This window comes from Petrimonas sp. (assembly GCF_963921705.1).
In the GTDB taxonomy this organism is placed as follows: domain Bacteria; phylum Bacteroidota; class Bacteroidia; order Bacteroidales; family Dysgonomonadaceae; genus Petrimonas; species Petrimonas sulfuriphila.
The window spans coordinates 1578785-1599821 of the sequence record NZ_OY997410.1 but is presented as its reverse complement, the minus strand read 5'-3'; the positions used below and the strand labels follow the sequence as shown (position 1 = coordinate 1599821).

Below are 21037 nucleotides of genomic sequence, written 5' to 3'. Positions count from 1 at the left end.
TATTTAAGTTTTGTTAGTGAAACTAATTTGTTAAAATCGAAAATACAAAATACATTTGTTCGCATATTCATCAAAAAACCGAAAAAATGAAAAAATTAACGATCATGGCTGTGCTTGCCTTTTGTAGCATAACACTTTTTGCACAATATGACGGCCCAACCGCACCCGATTATAAATTAATTGAACGGAACATAAACAACAGTTCATCCAACTTCAATTATTCCAATTTGATGGAACGCTATAAACTGGGAGACTCTACGATGACAGTGGATGAACAGCGTCATTTGTATTTTGGTTATGTTTTTCAACCATCGTACAATCCGGCTGATACGTCGCAGTACAATGCCCGGATGGCCACCGTTCTTAACAAACAGCATTTTTCAGACCGGGATTATGATGACGTATTGCAGTTTGCCGATGCTTTACTGGCAGAAGATCCATTTAACATGCGGGCCTTAAACGCCAAATTATTGGTTTATGCGCAAAAAAATAATGTGGATGCATACAAAAAAACAGCTCAACAAAGAAACATTGTACAACGAGCTATTATCAGCTCGGGCGATGGAATGTTGAAGTCGACCCCTTATTACGTGATAAAGGTTTCTCACGAATACGACCTGTTGGGCTTTTTAGGTTTTAAGTTCGGAGGCCAGGATAAAATTGAGAAAAACTGCGACTGCAACTCCTTGACGCTTGCCCCCAACCGGTTTGGGGTGGATAAAATGTACTTCAATATTTCGCCTACTTTCGATTATGTCAAACGAAAAGGAAGCGGGAAGATTTAAATTATCCTTCTCTTTGTTATTCAAATGACCGAAAGATGCAACTTCAACGAAAAATAGATCAACTTTTTATTGAACAGCAAAGGGATTGGGAACAACTGAGAGCTGCCACAGAACAGCTTGATCACATAAACGTAAAAGAATTCAATTGGGGGAACGAACTAAAAGTGGACATCCAGTTCAATCCATCTCGCATTGAATCTGTATCTGCTAAGGTGGACAAGAGCAATATCGAAAAACGGCCCTGTTTCTTATGCGAGAAAAACCGTCCAAAAGTTCAGTCGGGAATCCCGTTTCTCGATAAGTACATCATTCTCCTCAATCCCTTTCCTATCTTACGTAACCACCTGACTATTACACTATACTCGCACGTTCCTCAGCGTATCCGTAAAAAAACAGGCGACATGCTGACGCTTGCCGAGCTTCTGCCAGACTACATTGTCTTCTATAACGGGCCAAAGTGCGGGGCATCGGCCCCCGATCACTTTCACTTGCAGGCAGGGTTAAAGTCCCCCATACTGATGGCCGGAGAAAACGAACTTCGATCGTGTCTGGTTATTGAAAGTACTTCGAAATCAGAGGTGGAAGAACGTTTCGAAGATGTGTATCAATACCTGCACAGCCGACAGCCCGAAGAGGAAGAACCTTTGTTCAATCTCATTGCATTTGTTGAAAATAACCGCTACGTGTTGCATATTTTTCCTCGTAAGGCTCACCGTCCCAGGCAATTTTATGAAGAAGGCAAACGGCAGCTGCTTGTCAGCCCGGGCGCCATTGATATGGCTGGACTGATCATCACGGTACGTGAAGAAGATTTTAATAAAATCAGAAAAGAAGAGATAGTAGACATTTACTCCCAGGTTTCGATGCCGATAATATAACCTATCTTAATCTTTTCATCTTTGCTCTTTGTTCTTTGCTCTCAACTTAAAAAGACATTGGTATGGAATTTGTAGATATTCTTTTAAAACGGATCGAAGGAGAAAATGAATTAAAACGGCCAGTAAATGCCCTTATCTGTTTTTCAAAAGTGAAGACGGGAAAGGCACTGGGAGCACTCATGAATAAAATGGTCCGCTTCAGGCCCGACAAATCATCCGTCACGTTGTTAAATTTAATTGACGCCGAACAGGCAAAACACATCCAGGACGAGAACACGTATAAATCCGAATTGTTTTCCGATATCATCCAACTGAGCGAGGCAAACAAACTTTCTGTCCGCACATTTGTCAAACAGTCGGAAAACTATGTGGAAGATATCTTGCGTACTGCCGACGAATATAACTGCAACCTGGTGTTGTTGGGGATAGGAAGTTCTGTCTTCAACTCCTCACTTTGGCATAAATACCTTAAATTAAGAGAGGAAAACAACCTTCCGGAAGCTGCTCTTCAGCAACTCGACGAAAAAGCAGCTTCCTCGTTGAACAATGTATCCACACTACTTGCCCGCAATAAGCTTTCAACCGGAATATTTGTTGAGAACAACTATTTGGATGCCAATCAGCTTTTCGTGCCCATCCTCTATAAGGAAGATGCTTATTCGTTTCCCTATTTTTATCAAATGGCAAAAAATCCAGATGTGACGGTAACCGTGTGGGATGCTATCGGACTTATGGAATCCGACCAAAAGTTCCAGAAACTTTTTCAGTTTATTGCAAAGAAAACCGATGGGCGGGTAAAGTTGTGGGACAATAACAAAAAGATTGAACTCAACTTCATCCAACAGCAAGACCTGATGATCATCGGATTCAACGGCTGGGAAAAGCTTATCGGCTCACCACTTTCGTGGACTCACTGTCTTCCTTCGGTCTTGATTATCAAAGATAATAAACAGACACTGATATGAACTTGAATGAAGCGACAAAAACACATGCCGATATTCTGGCTTTTATCGAAAGTTACCGTTTGAAGGACGCTTTCGATAGCTTAAAATCTTGGGCTGCCAGTCTGCAAAACTGGATTGCGGCGGAGAAAATATCGGAACTTGAAACCAACTACAAGTATATGATCCACTACCTTGTTGAAGGTAACAAGGATCCCGAACAACAAAAAATTTACCAGCGCCTGGTCCGCGACATATACTTACTGGCCGATGATTTGCTGGAACAGTGGCAAACCCGCAACAGTTCTTCCGTTTTTTTCGAGAGAGTAAGGATGGCTAATGTACGTCAACCATTATCCATAGAAGAATATCAGGACATTATCATCCGCCAGATCGATACTTTTTCAGTCATCGGTCTTTTGCCCGACGAAGATGAAAGGCAGACCCGAACTAGACAAAACACTGTAAAACAAGAGCATACCATACAGGATCTCTTTAACGCAGTTTTTTCTTCGTCACGAACAAACGAAGAACAGGTAAAGGCATACCGCGAATTTCTAGGCCACACCGGTATTCCCGTTCCGGTCAAATGCATGCTAATCTCCGCCCTTACGATGAACGTTCTGCAACGTTTTGACTGGCGGAAAGTGGAGCTATTATTCGATAGCTGCAGCCACGCCGAATCCGAAATCTCGTTGCGGGCTATAGTAGGTATTGTAGCCGTGCTCAGACAATACAAAAACCGGTGGAAGTATTATCCCGAAATCACCGGCAGGTTGTCGGTAATGGCAGATGATGCGGTTTTCGCGCGCCGTCTCATGACTGTTATCATCCAGTTTATTCAGGCACACGAAACCGAAAAAATCACTAAAAAACTTACGGAGGAAATCATTCCCGAAATGATGAAACTCAGCCCGATGATCGGGAAGAAAATAAACCTGGAAGAGTGGATGGGCGAAAGCGGCTTGGACGAAAAGAATCCCGAGTGGCAAAAAATTCTGGATGAAGCCGGATTAACGGATAAACTGCAGGAGTTTACCGACATGCAGATGGGCGGTGCAGATGTGTTCCACTCCACTTTCTCCAACCTTAAAAATTACCCGTTCTTCAACGAGATGAGCAACTGGTTTCTGCCGTTCGACAAGCAACACAGTTCCTTGCAACCTTTCTTTTCGGACAAACCGGAGAGTGACAGCCTGCTTTCCGCTATGCTCAACACTTCAATGATTTGCAACTCTGATAAATACTCATTCTGCTTCAGCATAATGGTTATGCCCGGACAATACCGCGACATGATGGCAGCGCAACTAGGAGCGGAAAGCGAGGAATTGAAAAAAATGGCAGAAGAGGAACTCGTACTCAATCCGTATCAAAAAGAAGAAACTATTTGCAAACAATATGTCCAGGATTTATACCGTTTTTTCAAGCTTTATCCGCGTAAAACCGATTTTGTCGATATTTTCGCAGCCCCTCTTGACTATCATCGGCTGAAACCGTTCCTTCCTATCGTTGCGGAAGCAAAGAATCTCGAACGTATAGCCTTGTATTATTTCGAGAAAAACAACTTCCAGGAAGCAGGCGAAACGTATCTGATGCTGGCAAAAAAAGGAACCCCTACAAGCGAAACCTGGCAGAAAATTGGCTATTGTTACCAGATGCAGGGTAAAGTAAAAGAAGCACTGGAAGCCTATCTGAAAGCTGACCTTATGGATGAAAACAACCCCTGGGTTCTGCGTCGCATGTCTCATTGCTATCGCTTATTGAAAGAACCCGAAAGCGCATTACAACATTATCGTCGGCTGGAACAACTCAAACCCGATGACCTGAATATACAGCTCAATATCGGCCACTGTTACCTGGAACTTGACGAATACGCCGAAGCACTGAACTATTACTTTAAAGTAGATTTATTGAGTTCCGACAATACCCGCGCATGGCGTTCCATAGCCTGGTGTGCATTCTTATCTCGTAAATTCGACGTTGCACAGCGGTACTATTCCCAAATCATCGAAAACAAACCCAATACTCACGACTACCTGAATGCCGGACACGTAGAGTTCTGTCTCTCCAATACCAAAAAAGCCGTTGAGATGTATATCCAAGCTGTAAAATCAGCAGGTAGCTTCCCCATTTTTAAATCGCTATTCGACGAGGATCTGGATGAACTTCGTGAAGCTGGAATTGATCTGGAGATTTTACCCGTCATCTTGGACAAAGTGAGGTATGAGGTATATGAGAAAAAGTAAAATAAAAAAAGCCTTCCGGATTTCTCCTGAAGGCTTTTCTGATAAAGGACGGCGGCTACCTACTCTCCCACTTTGTGTGCAGTACCATCGGCGCCATTGGGCTTAACTTCTCTGTTCGGAATGGGAAGAGGTGGATCCCCAACGCTACAACCACCTTAAGTAAGTCCGGGAGTGAAAAGGTCTTTCCTGACCGCTCTTCTTCTCCCTGTGCTGATAAAACATGATGAAAAGTAAAAAGATCAATACTCACGGGCAAACAACCCAAAAGCCATATTTATCAAATCCTGCGATTCAAAGAGCTTGCACGAAAATAAAGCGTACGGGCAATTAGTACTGCTCGGCTACGTACGTTACCGCACTTCCACCTGCAGCCTATCAAGGTCGTCGTCTACAACCACCCTTATAAAGAGATCTAATCTCGAGGTAGGCTTCGTGCTTAGATGCTTTCAGCACTTATCCCTGCCCAGACTTAGCTACCCGGCAATGCAGCTGGCGCCACAACCGGTAAACCAGAGGTCTGTCCAACACGGTCCTCTCGTACTAGTGTCGGGGCCTCTCAAATCTCTAACGCCCACGATAGATAGAGACCGAACTGTCTCACGACGTTCTGAACCCAGCTCGCGTGCCACTTTAATGGGCGAACAGCCCAACCCTTGGGACCTTCTCCAGCCCCAGGATGTGACGAGCCGACATCGAGGTGCCAAACCATTCCGTCGATATGAGCTCTTGGGAATGATCAGCCTGTTATCCCCGGAGTACCTTTTATCCTTTGAGCGATGGCCCTTCCATGCGGAACCACCGGATCACTATGCTCTAGTTTCCTACCTGATCGACTTGTTTGTCTCCCAGTCAAGCACCCTTATGCCATTACACTCTGCGACCGGTTACCAATCGGTCTGAGGGTACCTTTAGAAGCCTCCGTTACTCTTTTGGAGGCGACCACCCCAGTCAAACTACCCACCATACAGTGTCCCCGCATGCCGCGGGTTAGAACTCAAACAATCAAAGGGCCGTATTTCAACGACGGCTCCACAAATACTGGCGTACCTGCTTCATTGCCTCCGGCCTATCCTACACATCAAGTGCCCAAATTCAATGTAAAGCTATAGTAAAGGTTCACGGGGTCTTTTCGTCCCATCGCGGGTAATCGGCATCTTCACCGATACTACAATTTCACCGAGCTCACGGTTGAGACAGTGTCCAGATCATTACACCATTCGTGCAGGTCGGAACTTACCCGACAAGGAATTTCGCTACCTTAGGACCGTTATAGTTACGGCCGCCGTTTACTGGGGCTTCAATTCAATGCTTCTCTTGCGATGACATCTCCTCTTAACCTTCCAGCACCGGGCAGGTGTCAGGCTATATACAGCTTCTTTCGAATTCGCATAGCCATGTGTTTTTGTTAAACAGTCGCCAGAATCTATTCTCTGCGGCCACTGTCGCCAGTGGCGTCCTTTCTCCCGAAGTTACAGGACTATTTTGCCTAGTTCCTTAACCGTGAATCACTCGAGCGCCTTAGTATTTTCAACCCAACTACCTGTGTCGGTTTACGGTACGGGTGCGTTGATAATTGGCGTTTAGCGGATTTTCTCGGCAGTCTGCTTACCCACATTATTGGCTCATCCGAAGACTTGCCATACTTTCAGGTTCAGCTCCCGGTGCGGATTTGCCTGCACCGGTCACAGCCTACCCCCTTCAACCATCTATTCCGTCAGATGGCAGTGGTGTCACTTCTGCGTCCCCACATAACTTATCAAAGCAGTAACGGAATATTAACCGTTTCTTCCATCGGAATCGCCTCTAGGCTTATCCTTAGGCCCCGACTAACCCTGATCCGATTAGCGTTGATCAGGAAACCTTAGTCTTTCGGCGTGCGGATTTCTCATCCGCATTATCGTTACTTATACCTACATTTGCTTTTCCGGACGCTCCAGAGTACCTCGCAGTACGCCTTCAACGCAGGACCGGAATGCTCCCCTACCAATTCATTAGAATTCCATGGCTTCGGTAATATGCTTATGCCCGATTATTATCCACGCTCCGCCACTCGACTAGTGAGCTGTTACGCACTCTTTAAATGAATGGCTGCTTCCAAGCCAACATCCTAGCTGTCAAAGCGGCAGAACTTCGTTTAATGCAACTTAGCATATATTTGGGGACCTTAGCCGATGGTCTGAGTTGTTCCTCTCTCGGACACGGACCTTAGCACCCGCGCCCTCACTCCCGGAGATCACTTACACGCATTCGGAGTTTGTCTGGACTTGATAGGCGGCGAAGCCCTCGCATCCAATCAGTAGCTCTACCTCATGTAAGCTCATTATCCGAGGCTGCACCTAAATGCATTTCGGGGAGTACGAGCTATCTCCAAGTTTGATTAGCCTTTCACCCCTACCCTCAAGTCATCCGAAAACTTTTCAACGTTTACCGGTTCGGCCCTCCATGTTGTGTTACCAAAACTTCAGCCTGCTCAAGGGTAGATCACTTGGTTTCGCGTCTACTCCTGCTGACTATGCGCCCTGTTCGGACTCGCTTTCGCTGCGGCTGACGCGCATCATTGCGCTTAACCTTGCCAACAAGAGTAACTCGTAGGTTCATTATGCAAAAGGCACGCCGTCACCCCGTAAACGGGGCTCCGACCGCTTGCAAGCACATGGTTTCAGGGTCTATTTCACTCCTCTGTTCGAGGTTCTTTTCACCTTTCCCTCACGGTACTGGTTCACTATCGGTCTCTGGTGAGTATTTAGCCTTGGCGGATGGTCCCGCCGGATTCACACAGGATTTCTCGTGTCCCGCGCTACTCAGGATACCGGTAGGCTTCGCCAGGGAGTCGCGTACGGGATTATCACCCTCTACGATGCGCCTTTCCAGGCGCTTCCGCTTCCTTGGTCTCTTGCCACTTCCCGGTCCTACAACCCCGGTATTGCCGAAACAACACCGGTTTGGGCTATTCCCGTTTCGCTCGCCACTACTCCGGGAATCACTTTTGTTTTCTTCTCCTGCGGGTACTTAGATGTTTCAGTTCCCCGCGTTTGCCTTCCATACTGGATGGAATGATACAATCTTCTCGTATCAGGTTGCCCCATTCGGAAATCCGCGGATCGATTCGTATTTGCCAATCCCCGCGGCTTATCGCAGCTTATCACGTCCTTCGTCGCCTTCCAGAGCCTAGGCATCCCCCATGTGCCCTTATGTACTTTATTTTCTCTTTATTTGTGCCGTCTGTACCACACCGCCCGAATTTCCCCAAAGGAAAAAACGAACCAGCGGTAGCAGGGCTTGATAAATACTTAGCTTTTTGTTACTTACTATTTTCTTGCTCTTTTTACTTTTACTTCATCATGTCAAAGATCGCTTCCAAGGGGAAACGCTTAACGCGAACACCCTTCGATAGCCGTCTGATACGGAGTCGAACCGTTGAACACTGTCCCCGACGGACATCAAACCTCAATATGTTTCCTCAAATCTCACGCCCGCGGCTCTCCTGCCGGCAAGGCTCACATCACTCTTCCTACCGGTCCCCGGTCTCCTCTTCGGCAGCCAGACGGCCTGTTTCAAAGTGGAGAATAACGGATTCGAACCGTTGACCCTCTGCGTGCAAGGCAGATGCTCTAGCCAGCTGAGCTAATCCCCCGTTATCTTCCTTGTAGTCCCAGGCAGAGTTGAACTGCCGACCTCTACATTATCAGTGTAGCGCTCTAACCAACTGAGCTATAGGACTGTGCTGGTCGCAGTGTCGGCCGATCGCCGTAGGAAAACAGGACACGCCCGCCTCCCGTGCTCACGGTTCTGCCCGGTGAGTGTTATGTTGTTTTATATACGTTCCTATGACGGATGCAGTTTTGAATCGGTACCTCTCGGTTGAAAAAAAAAAAAAACGTGAAAAGAGCGTCTGAAGACCGGGACTCCGATTAACGGGCCCCTTTTCTGCCTTCCATGCCCAAAACCCTGCCGTTAACAGGACGGGAACGTTCTCCAGAAAGGAGGTGTTCCAGCCGCACCTTCCGGTACGGCTACCTTGTTACGACTTAGCCCCAGTTACCAGTTTTACCCTAGGCCGCTCCTTGACGGTTACGGACTTCAGGTACCCCCGGCTTCCATGGCTTGACGGGCGGTGTGTACAAGGCCCGGGAACGTATTCACCGCGCCGTGGCTGATGCGCGATTACTAGCGAATCCAGCTTCACGGAGTCGAGTTGCAGACTCCGATCCGAACTGAGAGTGGTTTTGGAGATTAGCATCCTGTCGCCAGGTAGCTGCCCTTTGTACCACCCATTGTAACACGTGTGTCGCCCCGGACGTAAGGGCCGTGCTGATTTGACGTCATCCCCACCTTCCTCGCATCTTACGATGGCAGTCTCACTAGAGTCCTCAGCATGACCTGTTAGTAACTAATGATGAGGGTTGCGCTCGTTATGGCACTTAAGCCGACACCTCACGGCACGAGCTGACGACAACCATGCAGCACCTACACGGCGGCCCCGAAGGGAAGGCAGATCTCTCTGCCGGTCCGCCGCATTTCAAGCCCGGGTAAGGTTCCTCGCGTATCATCGAATTAAACCACATGTTCCTCCGCTTGTGCGGGCCCCCGTCAATTCCTTTGAGTTTCATTCTTGCGAACGTACTCCCCAGGTGGATTACTTAACGCTTTCGCTCAGTCGCTTACATTGTATCGCAAACAACTAGTAATCATCGTTTACTGCGTGGACTACCAGGGTATCTAATCCTGTTTGATCCCCACGCCTTCGTGCATGAGCGTCAGTAGTGGTTTAGTAAGCTGCCTGCGCAATCGGAGTTCCTCGTGATATCTAAGCATTTCACCGCTACACCACAAATTCCGCCTACTTCATCCACACTCAAGAAAGCCAGTATCGAAGGCACTTTTACAGTTGAGCTGCAAAATTTCACCGCCGACTTAACATCCCGCCTGCGCACCCTTTAAACCCAATAAATCCGGATAACGCTCGGATCCTCCGTATTACCGCGGCTGCTGGCACGGAGTTAGCCGATCCTTATTCGCAAGGTACATGCAAAGGAGGACACGTCCCCCACTTTATTCCCTTGAAAAAGAAGTTTACAATCCATAAGACCTTCATCCTTCACGCGACTTGGCTGGTTCAGAGTTGCCTCCATTGACCAATATTCCTCACTGCTGCCTCCCGTAGGAGTCTGGACCGTGTCTCAGTTCCAGTGTGGGGGATAAACCTCTCAGTTCCCCTATCCATCGTGGCCTTGGTGAGCCGTTACCTCACCAACAAGCTAATGGAACGCATGCCCATCTTCAACCGATAAATCTTTAACAAATATTCCCATGCGGGACCCCTGTGTCATGGAGTATTAGTCCGTTTTTCAACGGGTTATTCCCCTGTTAAAGGTAGGTTGCATACGTGTTACTCACCCGTGCGCCGGTCGCCACCATCGTATTGCTACTCATGTGCTGCCCCTCGACTTGCATGTGTTAGGCCTATCGCTAGCGTTCATCCTGAGCCAGGATCAAACTCTTCGTTGTATATTTGTTATATGTCTTGAACTTTTCCTGCCCCTGTTGTGTCAACTACAGGAAAGGCATCGACAAACAAAAAAACCGAATAGCCGGTGATCCTCAAACCCTCGATTCACGAATCTATTTCTTTTCCTTTTATGTTCTATTGAACGGGTACCAATATATATATTTTATATACTGCTTGTCATTAAAAAAACGTATATGAAAATCTTTCAAAGAACGATCAATTGCTTTCTACATCTACTTGTTTTCGGAAAGCGGATGCAAAGGTAGAAACTATTTTTGAATTGACAAAACAAAATCTGAATTTTTTTTGAAAAAAATTTTTTCAACTTGATTTCCAGTCGATTCTACAACTTCAATTTTTCAACTTTTGCAACTTTATTTGTTATCTCAATAACAAACCCTTTCGATTATTGCGAAAGGGATACAAAGATAGAGCATTTAATTTTATCGGCAAATTTTTTACCGCTTTTTTTTATTTTTTTTATCAAGAAACCGTTTTGATTTTTTTCATGTCCTATTTTAAGTCTATTTTTTTGATGGACCTGGCTTTTCAGCTCACATATAATAGCGGGCTATGTTGAAAAAATAAAAATTCAGAAAAGTTTCTATAATCAAACAGGTCTCCGGAGAGGAAATTTATTCCACGGAAACATGGGAGTGTCTGTTTATGATAGGTTTCACCTCAAAGGACAATTTCTCTCCTTTCCTTTCAACGTCAATATTCAGTGTATCTGGAGTGTCCCAGTCAATATATTGATTGAAATTGAACAGGTATGAGAATCCGGCCTTATACCTTTTTTTGTCATTAATCTCCTTAGAAATGCTGTTATAATGTATTATATCCCAGTACATGGCATTTTGAAACCCGTTTGAATCGGTATATTTTGTCGCTGGATCGCGATATTTCATTGTTTCAGCAATAAACCGCCGGTAACTGGAAGTAAGCGATGCTGCATCGTGGTTGAAATTGTGGCCTTGCACTTTTATCACAACATCCCCCGGTTTAATCCCTGCGCGGGCTGCTGGAGACCCGGCATCAACAGAAACCACTGTTTTTAAATCATTCAAATCGTAACTAATACCTGTATAGTTATACCGCAAATACTTCACGTGGTAAGTGGCTCTTTCCAGGTTTCCTGAATTAGGAAATTTACTCAATATCAAAGGGAGATTCATTTCCAGGTAGTCCAGTAACCCGTAATTATCACTCAGCTTTTCTTTAACCTCGCTCTCCCAGACCAGCATCGACCTGCCGGGTTCCGTAAACTTCCGGTCATAAAACCGGTAGCCAAATTCCAGGTCATACATCACATCATCAATTCTAACAGGTTGAGTAGGATCAAATACAGGAATCTTAACCATCCGGTTGTTACGGGTATCGAATCGCCAGGTTCCGGAATAGGTTCCACGCGTAGGCGATTCCGTTTTGAACATGGGATTGTTCTGGTAACTGTAAAAGGTCTGAATGATAAAATCGGGGTCTTCACTGTCGCGCTTGAGACCGAGCTGAGACAGCACCCTCACAAATATTGAATTAATGCGTTCGTCCATTTCTCGTGAACTTACATCAGAAGGAGCAAAATCATAGGTCCGGTAATTAAAAAAATCAGCATCGGGGTTTATGGTCGTCTTTACCGGAATAATAAATTTCCGGTCCTGAATATCCTCAAGGCTATAAAACGAAAACACAGGAGCCAGTTGTGCTTCACTCAATCCGTTTCTCGGCCTGCAATCTTTAGCAATATGCATCGGCTTGAACGACGCTTCGAAGTTGCGTATGGATATCGACATTTCTGAAGATTTCTCCATAAACCACGACATTATGGTATGTGACGGCTTCAGGTAAGTCCCGTTTCCGTTCACTTCAAGAATAATATCGTTGGCTTTTAAACCTGCTTTTTCGGCTGGAGATCCGGGAACAACCTCCGTAACAACAGGTTCGTTATTACCCCAGTTGGAATTATTGCTTATTTTAAACGAGAATCCCAGGTTGCAGGTGGTCTGATCATTTTGAGAAAAAACGGCAACGGATATTAGTAGTATAATGAATGCGGGTAATATTCGTTTCATAGCAGTATCGTTTATCAAACAACAAAGATACGTTTTTTTTCTGATTGAAATCCGCGAGTCGCTTATTTTGAGAATAAATGAAACTAAATGTTCATAAAATCCGTTATCTTTGTGCAAATAAGATAAAAAAACGGATAATTATGATATTGGACAACATAGAAAACGCACCCAATTATTTTGGATTGAATCCTTTGTTTGAAAAGGCTTTCGAGTATGTCAGAGGATTAGATGTGGACAATTTGCCAGAAGGAACTTCCGAAATAGAAGGCGTATACCTGAAAGCGTCGGCAGTAAAAATCGCCTTGAAAAGCAAAACAGAAACTAAACTGGAAACTCACAGAAAATTCATCGATATTCAGATTCCTATCACACGGGAAGAAATTTTCGGATGGAAATCCTTGAAAAACCTAAAGATGCCGACGCAGGAATACGACAGCCAAAATGATTTCCAGTTGTTTGAAGACGAACCGTCCACCTATATCCGCGTGCTTCCGGGCGAATTTATTATATTCTCGCCCGAAGATGCACACGCCCCACTTATCGGCGAAGGCATTACCCGGAAGATCATCCTGAAAGTTGCTGTTTTATAACTATAAATAATTACTGAGTAATTCATGTTGGATATCGTAAAAAATGACCCTTGGCTTGAACCTTTCAGTCGAAGCATAGAAGACCGGAACAATTACTTCTTGAAAAAAGAAAAGGAGTTGACTCAAAACGGAAAGATCAGGTTGTCGGACTTCGCAACAGGATATCTATACTTTGGACTACACAAGACAACAGATGGATGGGTTTTTCGTGAGTGGGCACCAAACGCTACTGAAATTTTTCTTATCGGCACCTTCAATAACTGGCAACGAATGGAACCGTACCGGCTGAGAAGTATTGAAAAAGGCGTTTGGGAAGTAAAAATTCCACCGGAACACATTCGTCACCAAGACTTATACAAACTTTTAGTCAGCTGGGAGGGTGGATCTGGGGAACGGATTCCCGCCTGGTGCCGTAGGGTTGTGCAAGACGCCCAGACACATATATTCAGTGCACAGGTATGGGAGCCGGCAACTCCATATACCTTCAAAATAACTAATTTTAAACCAGACACGTCGCCACTCCTTATATACGAATGTCACGTTGGAATGGCTACCGCAGAAGAAAAGGTGGGAACCTATAACGAGTTTAGGGAAAACGTGTTGCCCCGGATCAAGAACAGCGGATACAATGCCATTCAATTAATGGCTATTCAGGAACATCCCTATTACGGCTCATTTGGTTACCATGTATCCAATTTTTTTGCGCCAACGTCGCGCTTCGGCACACCCGATGAACTTCGCCAACTTATAGATGCAGCTCATGAAATGGGAATCGCGGTGATTATGGACATTGTGCATTCACATGTAGTAAAGAACGAATTGGAAGGGATTGCCCGTTTTGATGGCTCGTATGACCTGTATTTCCCAAGCAATCCCAACCGCAGAAACCATCCAGCCTGGGATTCACTTTGCTTTGATTACGGCAAAAATGAAGTCCTCCATTTTCTGCTTTCGAACTGCAAATACTGGATGGAGGAATATAGATTCGACGGTTTCCGTTTCGATGGTGTAACCTCCATGCTGTACTACAGTCACGGCCTGGAAGAGAGCTTCACCCGGTATGATGATTATTACAACAACAGACAAGACTTGGATGCCATTTGTTATCTGACACTGGCCAACAAGCTCATTCACGAAGTAAATCCCACTGCTATCACTATTGCAGAGGAAGTGAGCGGCATGCCTGGCTTGGGGTTGGACATAAAATCAGGAGGATACGGTTTTGATTACCGGATGGCGATGAATATCCCCGATTTCTGGATCAAGACCATTAAGGAGCGAAAAGACGAAGAGTGGCACCCCTCCGCTATTTGGTGGGAAACTACCAATCGTCGTGCAGACGAGAAAACAATCTCTTATGTGGAAAGCCATGACCAAGCATTAGTGGGAGACAAGACCATTATTTTCAGGCTAATAGACGCCGACATGTATTGGTTCATGTCGAAACTGAAGAGCAGTTCGTTCCGGGTAGACAGAGGAATGGCATTACATAAGATGATCCGGCTGGTTACGGCCACCACCATAAACGGAGGCTACCTGAATTTTATGGGCAACGAGTTCGGCCATCCGGAATGGATTGATTTTCCGCGGGAAGGGAACAACTGGTCTCACAAATACGCCCGGCGCCAATGGCAGTTGGCTGACGACAAAAACCTCAAGTACCATTACTTGGGGGACTTTGATAAAGCAATGATTAATCTCATAAAATCCGTTCCCGACTTTCAGACCACAACTATCACGAAAATCTGGGACAAAGACGACGACAACGTGCTGGCTTATATGCGGGAAAGGCTGTTGTTTGTCTTTAACTTCCATCCGGAAAAATCGTTTAATGATTATGGCATGTTGGTTCCTGAAGGAGAGTACAGTATCGTTCTCAACACCGACAACTTCAGGTTCGGCGGTTTCGGTCTGAACAACGATACCGTTCATCATTTCACGCATCACGATCCGTTGTATGCAAAAGACGGAAAAGGCTGGATTAAAATATACCTGCCGGCCCGTTCTGCCTTTGTTTTAAAAAAAATATGACTCCGGCCCTTTAAGGGAGCCGGAAAACAAATTTTACTTGAACAGTTCATTTTTTCTGTATACAATCCCGAAAATCCGGGAGAAACAAGAAGACCTGTTTTAACAAATTAAAAAACAATGAATACTTACGCTAATAAGCAGCATGCCGCCCAATCCTCTGAAGGGGATTCAGGGGTCGCGTTATATCCTTTAAAGTTTGAACCCATCCTCAGACCGATGATTTGGGGTGGTTCCGATATTTGTAAATTTAAAAACATTACACCTGCAGAAGACGGTATCGGAGAAAGTTGGGAAATATCGGGGGTGGAAGGCAAGATATCCATCGTTGGCAATGGAGAGTTGGCAGGAAAACCGATCGATGAAGTCCTTCGGACCAGCAAAGCCCGATTAGTAGGGAAAAAAGTATATGAGAAGTTTGGCAATACCTTCCCACTTCTTATCAAGTTTATCGATGCCCGTGATGATCTGTCCATTCAAGTTCACCCGGACGATAAGCTAGCAAAAGAACGACACAACTCCTTCGGAAAAACAGAAATGTGGTACGTAATAAAAGCCTCCTCCGATGCTTTTCTTTATTCAGGGTTTTCAACACAGATAACCTCCGATGAGTATATCAAGACAATAGAAAACAACAGCTTTACCGATAAACTTCAAAAATACGACGTAAAAACAGGCGATGTATTTTTCCTGCCTGCGGGCAGGGTTCACGCTATTGGTGCAGGATGCTTCATTGCAGAAATTCAGCAAACATCTGACCTCACTTATCGTATCTACGATTACAACAGAAAGGATGCACAGGGAAATTTACGCGAATTACATACAGAATTAGCAAAAGATGCTATCGATTACAACGTGTATGGTAATTATCAGACCGAGTATACAAATCGTCTTAACCAACCGGTAGAACTGGTAACGTGTGAGTACTTCTCAACGAATCTGCTGGAAATGGATATCCCGTTGGCACGGCACTATAACGCTCTCGACTCTTTTGTAATCTATATTTGTATGCAGGGACACTGTACGTTGAAAGACAACAATGGAAATTCTGTTTTTATCGGGCAGGGAGAGACCGTCCTGGTTCCGGCAGAGACCGAGTCGGTCTTAATTATCCCCAGTGAGACAACAAAGATATTAGAAACATTTATAAAATAGCTTCACGTATAAAGTCTAACAAGTAACACGTTTATGCGCGGTATTTTATTGATAAATATTGGAACTCCGGCTAGCTGCAGTAAAGAAGCTGTTAGGAAATTTGTGGGCGATATGCTTAGCGATCCGCTTGTTACCGGCCAGCCTGAATGGGTTTCCAGCTTTTTGGCAAAGAAGATTATCGCTCCGGTTTCATCCGGTAAGTCGTTTAATAAATACAGTCAAATCTGGCGAAAAGAAGATCCCGAGATCTCTCCCATGATCTATTTCATGCAAAAACTAGCCCAGTCACTGGAGGCGAAAAAAAATATTCCGGTGGAAGTCGCCATGCGATACGGTGAACCGGAGATTGAACAAGCATTGAAAGACCTGGAGAAAAAATGTCCTCTGTTGCACGAAGTTGTTGTATTTCCCTTGTATCCGCATTATGCCCAATCTACCACGCAAACAACGATAGATGAAATCGGACGGGTTTTTTACAAACGTCCGCACTCGTACCGGCTGCAGCTTGTTGAGCCTTATTTCGACCATCCGGCATTTATAAATGCACTTGCCAAACATGCGGAGCCTTACCTGAAAGATATCGACAAGTTGGTGTTTAGCTATCACAGTCTGCCGGTTGACCAGGTGGAGGCAGGCTGGAAGAAAGGGAGAGAGTTTGATTATGTCTATCAATTGAAAGAAACCAATCGGTTATTCTGCGAAAAGCTCAACATTCAACTGCAATATACGCTTCTTCTTTATGCATCACAACGCGGCAACAATTGGCTGAAACCTTTTTTAGATAAAGATATTTCCGATTTACCCCGGCTAGGATGGAAAAAAGTAGCGGTAATAGCCCCTGGGTTTCCGGTGGATAATCTGGAAACACTGTACGACATCGACATTGAGGCTCGCGAATTGTTTATGAAAGCCGGAGGAGAAAAATTTGTCTTTGTTCCCTCCCTCAATAACTCCGATGAGTGGATAGAAGCGATTTGGAAAATAACCGTAGGAGTTTAAGCACAAATTAAAATCAATGAAATATTTTTATTTGCTTTTTCTGTGCACGATCTGCTCATTTTCAGTACATTCACAGGTTTTAAAGAACCTGGAGAGCGAATTGGTCTTACTCAACGTAAAAACCGGAAAGGAGAAAGTTATCCTGCGTGAAAAACGCCATTTTGAAGCACCCAACTGGTCGCGTGATGGGAAATTTCTGATCATCAACTCCGATGGAAAATTAGAAAAAGTATCGGTTAAAGGTGAAAAGCTTGGCATTATCGATACCGGATTTGCCGACCGGTGTAACAACGATCATGGACTTTCTTACGACGGGAAATGGCTCATTATAAGCCATAACGATTCAAGATTCACCTCGCCGGGAGGAAGTTCCCGTATCTTTATCCTTCCCGTATCCGGCGGTATTCCCCGATTAGTCACCGCGAATTATCCGAGTTACTGGCACGGAATCAGCCCCGACAATCAGTGGATTACCTATTGTGCCATGCGAAACGGCCAATGGGATGTTTACAAAACCCACGTTATCACCGATAAAGAAATCAGGTTGACAGACACGGATGGACTAGACGACGGCCCGGAATACAGCTACGACGGCCGATGGATCTATTTCAACAGCCACCGCACCGGACGAATGCATATCTACCGGATGCGCCCCGACGGAAGTAACCAAACCCAACTCACTTTCGATGAGTACGACAACTGGTTCCCGCATCCCGGACCCGACAATAAAAGCATCGCTTATATTGCCTATATCGAAGACCAGAAAGGGGGGCATCCGTTTGGCAAGAACGTAAAGCTTCGTTTACTGGACACAGAATCAAAAAGTATCCGCGACCTGACTCCCGTTTTTTACGGCGGGCAGGGAACGATCAATGTGCATAGCTGGTCACCCGATGGCAGCAGAATTGCTTTTGTAAGATATACCGATAACGATTGACAACATGAAATACGGAAAAGTAGAGGACCCGACGGGCATAGATTTTAGAATTCCCGCCGATGACAAAGCAACCCGGGGCGTTTTTAAAAACGTACCGGAAAGCGGGGTCGAAGCGTATATTGGTTGTGCGAAATGGAACAAAACTGACCTGAAAGGTTTTTACCCAAAAGGCACAAAAGACGAACTGGCCTACTATTCAAGACAGTTTAACTCCATTGAGATGAACTCCATATTTTATAATATGCCGAAAGCAGAACAGGTGGTGAAATGGAAAAACAAAACTCCGGACGGATTCAAGTTTTTTCCGAAAGTGACGCAATCCATCAGCCACATGCGCCGGTTGGACAATGTAGACGAATTAACGGCCATCTATTGCGATGCCATTTCACACTTTGAAGAAAAGCTCGGAATGTGTTTTCTGCAACTGCACGAAAATTTCGGCATCAAAGAGTTGAAAAAATTGAAGGTTTTCGTTGAAAATTTCCCGAAAGTGATCCCACTGGCGGTGGAAGTGCGCGGTCTGGAATGGTTTTCCGATAAGGTAACCTGGAACGGTTTTTGCGATTTTCTGGAAGAGCATAAGACCACCAATATCATTGTAGATACTGCCGGCCGGCGCGACATGCTGCATATGAGGTTGACTACTCCCACGGCCTTTATCCGTTTCGTGGGTTGCAATGTCGATGAAATTGACCGCAAGCGTATCGACGACTGGGTTGACCGTATTGAAAAGTGGCGCAAGGAAGGATTACAACATCTTTACTTCTTCGTCCATCAAAATGTAGAAGTGTCTTCGCCTCTTTTTTCTGCGTACCTGACAGAAAAACTGAACGAAAGGCTTAACCTCCACTTACATGTTCCCCAAATGGCAGGAGAACAGGGGAAATTATTTTAAAAAAAACAGATATTCAATGATCATGATTAAATCCATTGCAAAGCTTATACTCGCATTAAGTATAAGCACACTACCTGTTGTCACGCCAGCACAGCAAAAACCAGTAAGAATTGGTATCGCGGGCTTGTCACACGATCACATTCACGGGCTCCTGGGGAGAAAAGAGAAAGGCGATATTGTTATCGTTGGTATCGCGGAACCGGACAGCGGACTGGTGGAAAGATTAGCGAAAAGGTACGGTTTCGACAAAAAAATAGTCTATTCGAGTATCGATGAAATGCTCCGCAGCACAAAACCCGAAGCAGTAATGGCTTACAACGATATTTTCGGGCACCTGGAAGTAGTCGAGAAATGCGCCCCGAGAGGTATTCACGTTATGGTTGAAAAACCACTCGCCGTGAGTGTGGCACATGCCGATAAAATGGCCAAACTCGCCAAAAAAAATAATATACAAATACTTACCAACTATGAAACAACCTGGTACGGAAGCAACACCGAAGCATATAAAGTTGTGAACGAGGAAGAACAAATCGGGGAAATCCTCAAAATTGAATTTCATACCGGACATCAGGGACCAGTAGAGATTGGCTGCAGCAAAGAGTTCCTCGCCTGGCTTACCGATCCTGTACTAAATGGTGCCGGAGCGCTCAACGATTTTGGCTGTTACGGAGCCAACCTTTCCACTTGGCTTATGAAAGGCGAAACGCCCGTTTCTGTTACGGCCGTGACGCACACCAATAAACCACAGGTTTACCCAAACGTGGATGATGAGGCCAGCATCATCGTACAGTATCCGTATAATCAAGTGATTATCCAGGCATCATGGAACTGGCCTTACAACCGGAAAGAGATGAAGATTTACGGACAATCGGGATATGTTTTCTGTAGAGATGCCGAAAACATGACTGTACTTAAATCCAAAGAAAACAAAGCCACAGACAAAGCCGCTCCAGCATTAAAGGAAGACAGAAACGACGCTTTTTCTTATTTTGCCCGTGTCGTCCGCGGAGATATTAACCCTCAACCGTATGATCTTTCAGCCCTGCCTAACAATGAGGTAGTGGTAAAAATTCTGGAACTGGCGAAAAAATCTGCTGAAAGTGGGAAAACAATTATGTGGAAAGAATATTTCAAATAAACCTAAAAATCTCTTATTCTCACTTTTTGCCCTCACAACAACCCATTCAACATACCACCGTCTACCTGAATGGTTGTTCCGTTGATCGACCTGGCCTGTTCCGAACACAGATAACAAACCAAATTGCCCAGTTCCTCCGGATCCATATAGCGTTTGTGTGGAAAGTCCAGGATAGCTCTCTGTTCATACTCATTTGTGGAAATCCCTTCCGCTTCGGAGCGGACTTTCATCAGTTGCATAACCCTGTCGGTCTTGAAATAACCGGGAGAAACGTTATTGATGGTTATACCCTTTGAGACAAGCTCTTTACTGATCGTTTTGGCAAAACTCACTACCGATGAGCGGAAAATATTCGACAACACCATGTTAGGAGCGGGCTCCTTCACAGTGATGGAAGTGATGTTCACGATTCTGCCCCACCCGTTCCTTTCCATGAAAGGGAGGCAACCCTGAATCATCCGGATGTTGTATTTCAGCACCGAACGGTATGCGTCATCCAAATCATCTGAAGTAACCTCCCGAAAGGTTCCCGGCTTCGGGCCACCGGAGTTGTTGACCAAAATATCGATTCTGCCAAATTTCCGAATGGTTTCATCGATAATCCGCTGATTATCCTCAGCAGAAGCCATATCAACCGACAAAGCCAACACCTCAACTCCCAGCAACTCTATTTCGCTTTTGGTTCTCTGCAAGGTTTCTTTACGGCGGGCACACAATACAATGTTCACACCTTCTTTTGCTAATGCTACCGCACACGCCTTTCCCAGCCCTTTGCTGCTTCCACCGATAATGGCCACTTTACCTGTTATATTCAGATCCATATACTTTTTTTCTTTAATAACGCTAAACCAACGTTCTTGTTTTATA

General features: G+C 45.1%; 13 protein-coding genes, 2 tRNA genes and 3 rRNA genes. 11 read left to right on the top strand and 7 right to left on the bottom strand.

Going from position 1 to position 21037, the window contains the following annotated elements; genetic code table 11:
* Positions 1-86 precede the first annotated feature (86 nt).
* From AACM02_RS06695 to AACM02_RS06680, 4 genes are all read left to right on the top strand, one after another.
* On the top strand, positions 87-785 hold the full coding sequence (locus tag AACM02_RS06695; protein ID WP_339116445.1) for a DUF4919 domain-containing protein: 699 nt from the start codon (positions 87-89) through the stop codon (positions 783-785).
* 35 nt (positions 786-820) lie between these two features.
* Entirely contained in the window at positions 821-1663 is an 843-nt protein-coding gene (locus tag AACM02_RS06690; RefSeq protein WP_339116444.1) for a DUF4922 domain-containing protein, read from the top strand.
* A gap of 62 nt (positions 1664-1725) precedes the next feature.
* Positions 1726-2628 (top strand): hypothetical protein, encoded by a 903-nt coding sequence (locus AACM02_RS06685; RefSeq protein ID WP_332457419.1) that lies wholly within the window; start codon positions 1726-1728, stop codon positions 2626-2628.
* A complete protein-coding gene (locus tag AACM02_RS06680; RefSeq protein WP_339116443.1) occupies positions 2625-4850 on the top strand; it encodes a tetratricopeptide repeat protein in 2226 nt (741 codons plus the stop codon). The genes AACM02_RS06685 and AACM02_RS06680 overlap by 4 nt, the downstream gene beginning before the upstream one ends.
* Before the next feature lie 46 nt (positions 4851-4896).
* Here the strand turns inward: AACM02_RS06680 and rrf are convergent.
* From rrf to AACM02_RS06650, 6 genes are all read right to left on the bottom strand, one after another.
* Positions 4897-5008: ribosomal RNA gene (gene rrf / locus AACM02_RS06675) — 5S ribosomal RNA — on the bottom strand.
* Between the two features lie 148 nt (positions 5009-5156).
* Positions 5157-8054, bottom strand: a 23S ribosomal RNA gene (locus tag AACM02_RS06670).
* A gap of 356 nt (positions 8055-8410) precedes the next feature.
* Positions 8411-8484: transfer RNA gene (locus AACM02_RS06665), tRNA-Ala, on the bottom strand.
* Between the two features lie 13 nt (positions 8485-8497).
* A tRNA-Ile gene (locus AACM02_RS06660) sits at positions 8498-8571 on the bottom strand.
* 258 nt (positions 8572-8829) lie between these two features.
* Positions 8830-10358, bottom strand: a 16S ribosomal RNA gene (locus AACM02_RS06655).
* The 16S, 23S and 5S rRNA genes sit together here with 2 tRNA genes alongside, the layout of an rRNA operon.
* Positions 10359-10994: 636 nt before the next feature.
* Complete coding sequence (locus AACM02_RS06650; protein WP_339116442.1) at positions 10995-12428, bottom strand: PDZ domain-containing protein; 1434 nt, start codon at positions 12426-12428, stop codon at positions 10995-10997.
* Between the two features lie 140 nt (positions 12429-12568).
* Here AACM02_RS06650 and AACM02_RS06645 point away from each other — a divergent pair, with 140 nt between their 5' ends.
* From AACM02_RS06645 to AACM02_RS06615, 7 genes are all read left to right on the top strand, one after another.
* Entirely contained in the window at positions 12569-13018 is a 450-nt protein-coding gene (locus AACM02_RS06645; protein ID WP_214062550.1) for a YhcH/YjgK/YiaL family protein, read from the top strand.
* Positions 13019-13042: 24 nt separating this feature from the next.
* Positions 13043-15049, top strand: coding sequence for an alpha amylase C-terminal domain-containing protein (locus tag AACM02_RS06640; protein ID WP_332456301.1), 2007 nt, complete (start codon positions 13043-13045; stop codon positions 15047-15049).
* A 117-nt stretch (positions 15050-15166) separates the two neighbouring features.
* The gene (locus AACM02_RS06635) at positions 15167-16201 is read left to right on the top strand and encodes a type I phosphomannose isomerase catalytic subunit (RefSeq protein ID WP_214062916.1); all 1035 of its coding nucleotides are present in this window, start codon (positions 15167-15169) and stop codon (positions 16199-16201) included.
* A 33-nt stretch (positions 16202-16234) separates the two neighbouring features.
* Positions 16235-17200, top strand: a complete 966-nt coding sequence (hemH, locus tag AACM02_RS06630; RefSeq protein WP_332456303.1) for a ferrochelatase — start codon at positions 16235-16237, stop codon at positions 17198-17200.
* A gap of 16 nt (positions 17201-17216) precedes the next feature.
* A complete protein-coding gene (locus AACM02_RS06625; protein WP_339116441.1) occupies positions 17217-18137 on the top strand; it encodes a transporter in 921 nt (306 codons plus the stop codon).
* A 4-nt stretch (positions 18138-18141) separates the two neighbouring features.
* Positions 18142-19032, top strand: a complete 891-nt coding sequence (locus tag AACM02_RS06620) for a DUF72 domain-containing protein (protein ID WP_321716233.1) — start codon at positions 18142-18144, stop codon at positions 19030-19032.
* Between the two features lie 16 nt (positions 19033-19048).
* Positions 19049-20170 carry a Gfo/Idh/MocA family oxidoreductase gene (locus tag AACM02_RS06615; RefSeq protein WP_339116440.1) on the top strand — a complete coding sequence of 374 codons (1122 nt, stop codon included), beginning with the start codon at positions 19049-19051 and terminating at the stop codon, positions 20168-20170.
* Between the two features lie 32 nt (positions 20171-20202).
* Here AACM02_RS06615 and AACM02_RS06610 read toward each other — a convergent pair whose 3' ends face one another.
* Positions 20203-20991, bottom strand: a complete 789-nt coding sequence (locus AACM02_RS06610) for an SDR family oxidoreductase (RefSeq protein WP_332456307.1) — start codon at positions 20989-20991, stop codon at positions 20203-20205.
* Positions 20992-21037 lie beyond the last annotated feature (46 nt).

What these genes read in the sequence shown, in the direction of transcription:
- AACM02_RS06690 (WP_339116444.1), top strand. Translation starts at nt 821, where the DNA reads ATGCAACTTCAACGAAAAATAGATCAACTTTTTATTGAACAGCAAAGG.
- AACM02_RS06695 (WP_339116445.1), top strand. Translation starts at nt 87, where the DNA reads ATGAAAAAATTAACGATCATGGCTGTGCTTGCCTTTTGTAGCATAACA.
- hemH (WP_332456303.1), top strand. Translation starts at nt 16,235, where the DNA reads ATGCGCGGTATTTTATTGATAAATATTGGAACTCCGGCTAGCTGCAGT.
- AACM02_RS06615 (WP_339116440.1), top strand. Translation starts at nt 19,049, where the DNA reads ATGATCATGATTAAATCCATTGCAAAGCTTATACTCGCATTAAGTATA.
- AACM02_RS06620 (WP_321716233.1), top strand. Translation starts at nt 18,142, where the DNA reads ATGAAATACGGAAAAGTAGAGGACCCGACGGGCATAGATTTTAGAATT.
- AACM02_RS06645 (WP_214062550.1), top strand. Translation starts at nt 12,569, where the DNA reads ATGATATTGGACAACATAGAAAACGCACCCAATTATTTTGGATTGAAT.
- AACM02_RS06635 (WP_214062916.1), top strand. Translation starts at nt 15,167, where the DNA reads ATGAATACTTACGCTAATAAGCAGCATGCCGCCCAATCCTCTGAAGGG.
- AACM02_RS06640 (WP_332456301.1), top strand. Translation starts at nt 13,043, where the DNA reads ATGTTGGATATCGTAAAAAATGACCCTTGGCTTGAACCTTTCAGTCGA.
- AACM02_RS06650 (WP_339116442.1), bottom strand. Translation starts at nt 12,428, where the DNA reads ATGAAACGAATATTACCCGCATTCATTATACTACTAATATCCGTTGCC.
- AACM02_RS06685 (WP_332457419.1), top strand. Translation starts at nt 1,726, where the DNA reads ATGGAATTTGTAGATATTCTTTTAAAACGGATCGAAGGAGAAAATGAA.
- AACM02_RS06625 (WP_339116441.1), top strand. Translation starts at nt 17,217, where the DNA reads ATGAAATATTTTTATTTGCTTTTTCTGTGCACGATCTGCTCATTTTCA.
- AACM02_RS06610 (WP_332456307.1), bottom strand. Translation starts at nt 20,991, where the DNA reads ATGGATCTGAATATAACAGGTAAAGTGGCCATTATCGGTGGAAGCAGC.
- AACM02_RS06680 (WP_339116443.1), top strand. Translation starts at nt 2,625, where the DNA reads ATGAACTTGAATGAAGCGACAAAAACACATGCCGATATTCTGGCTTTT.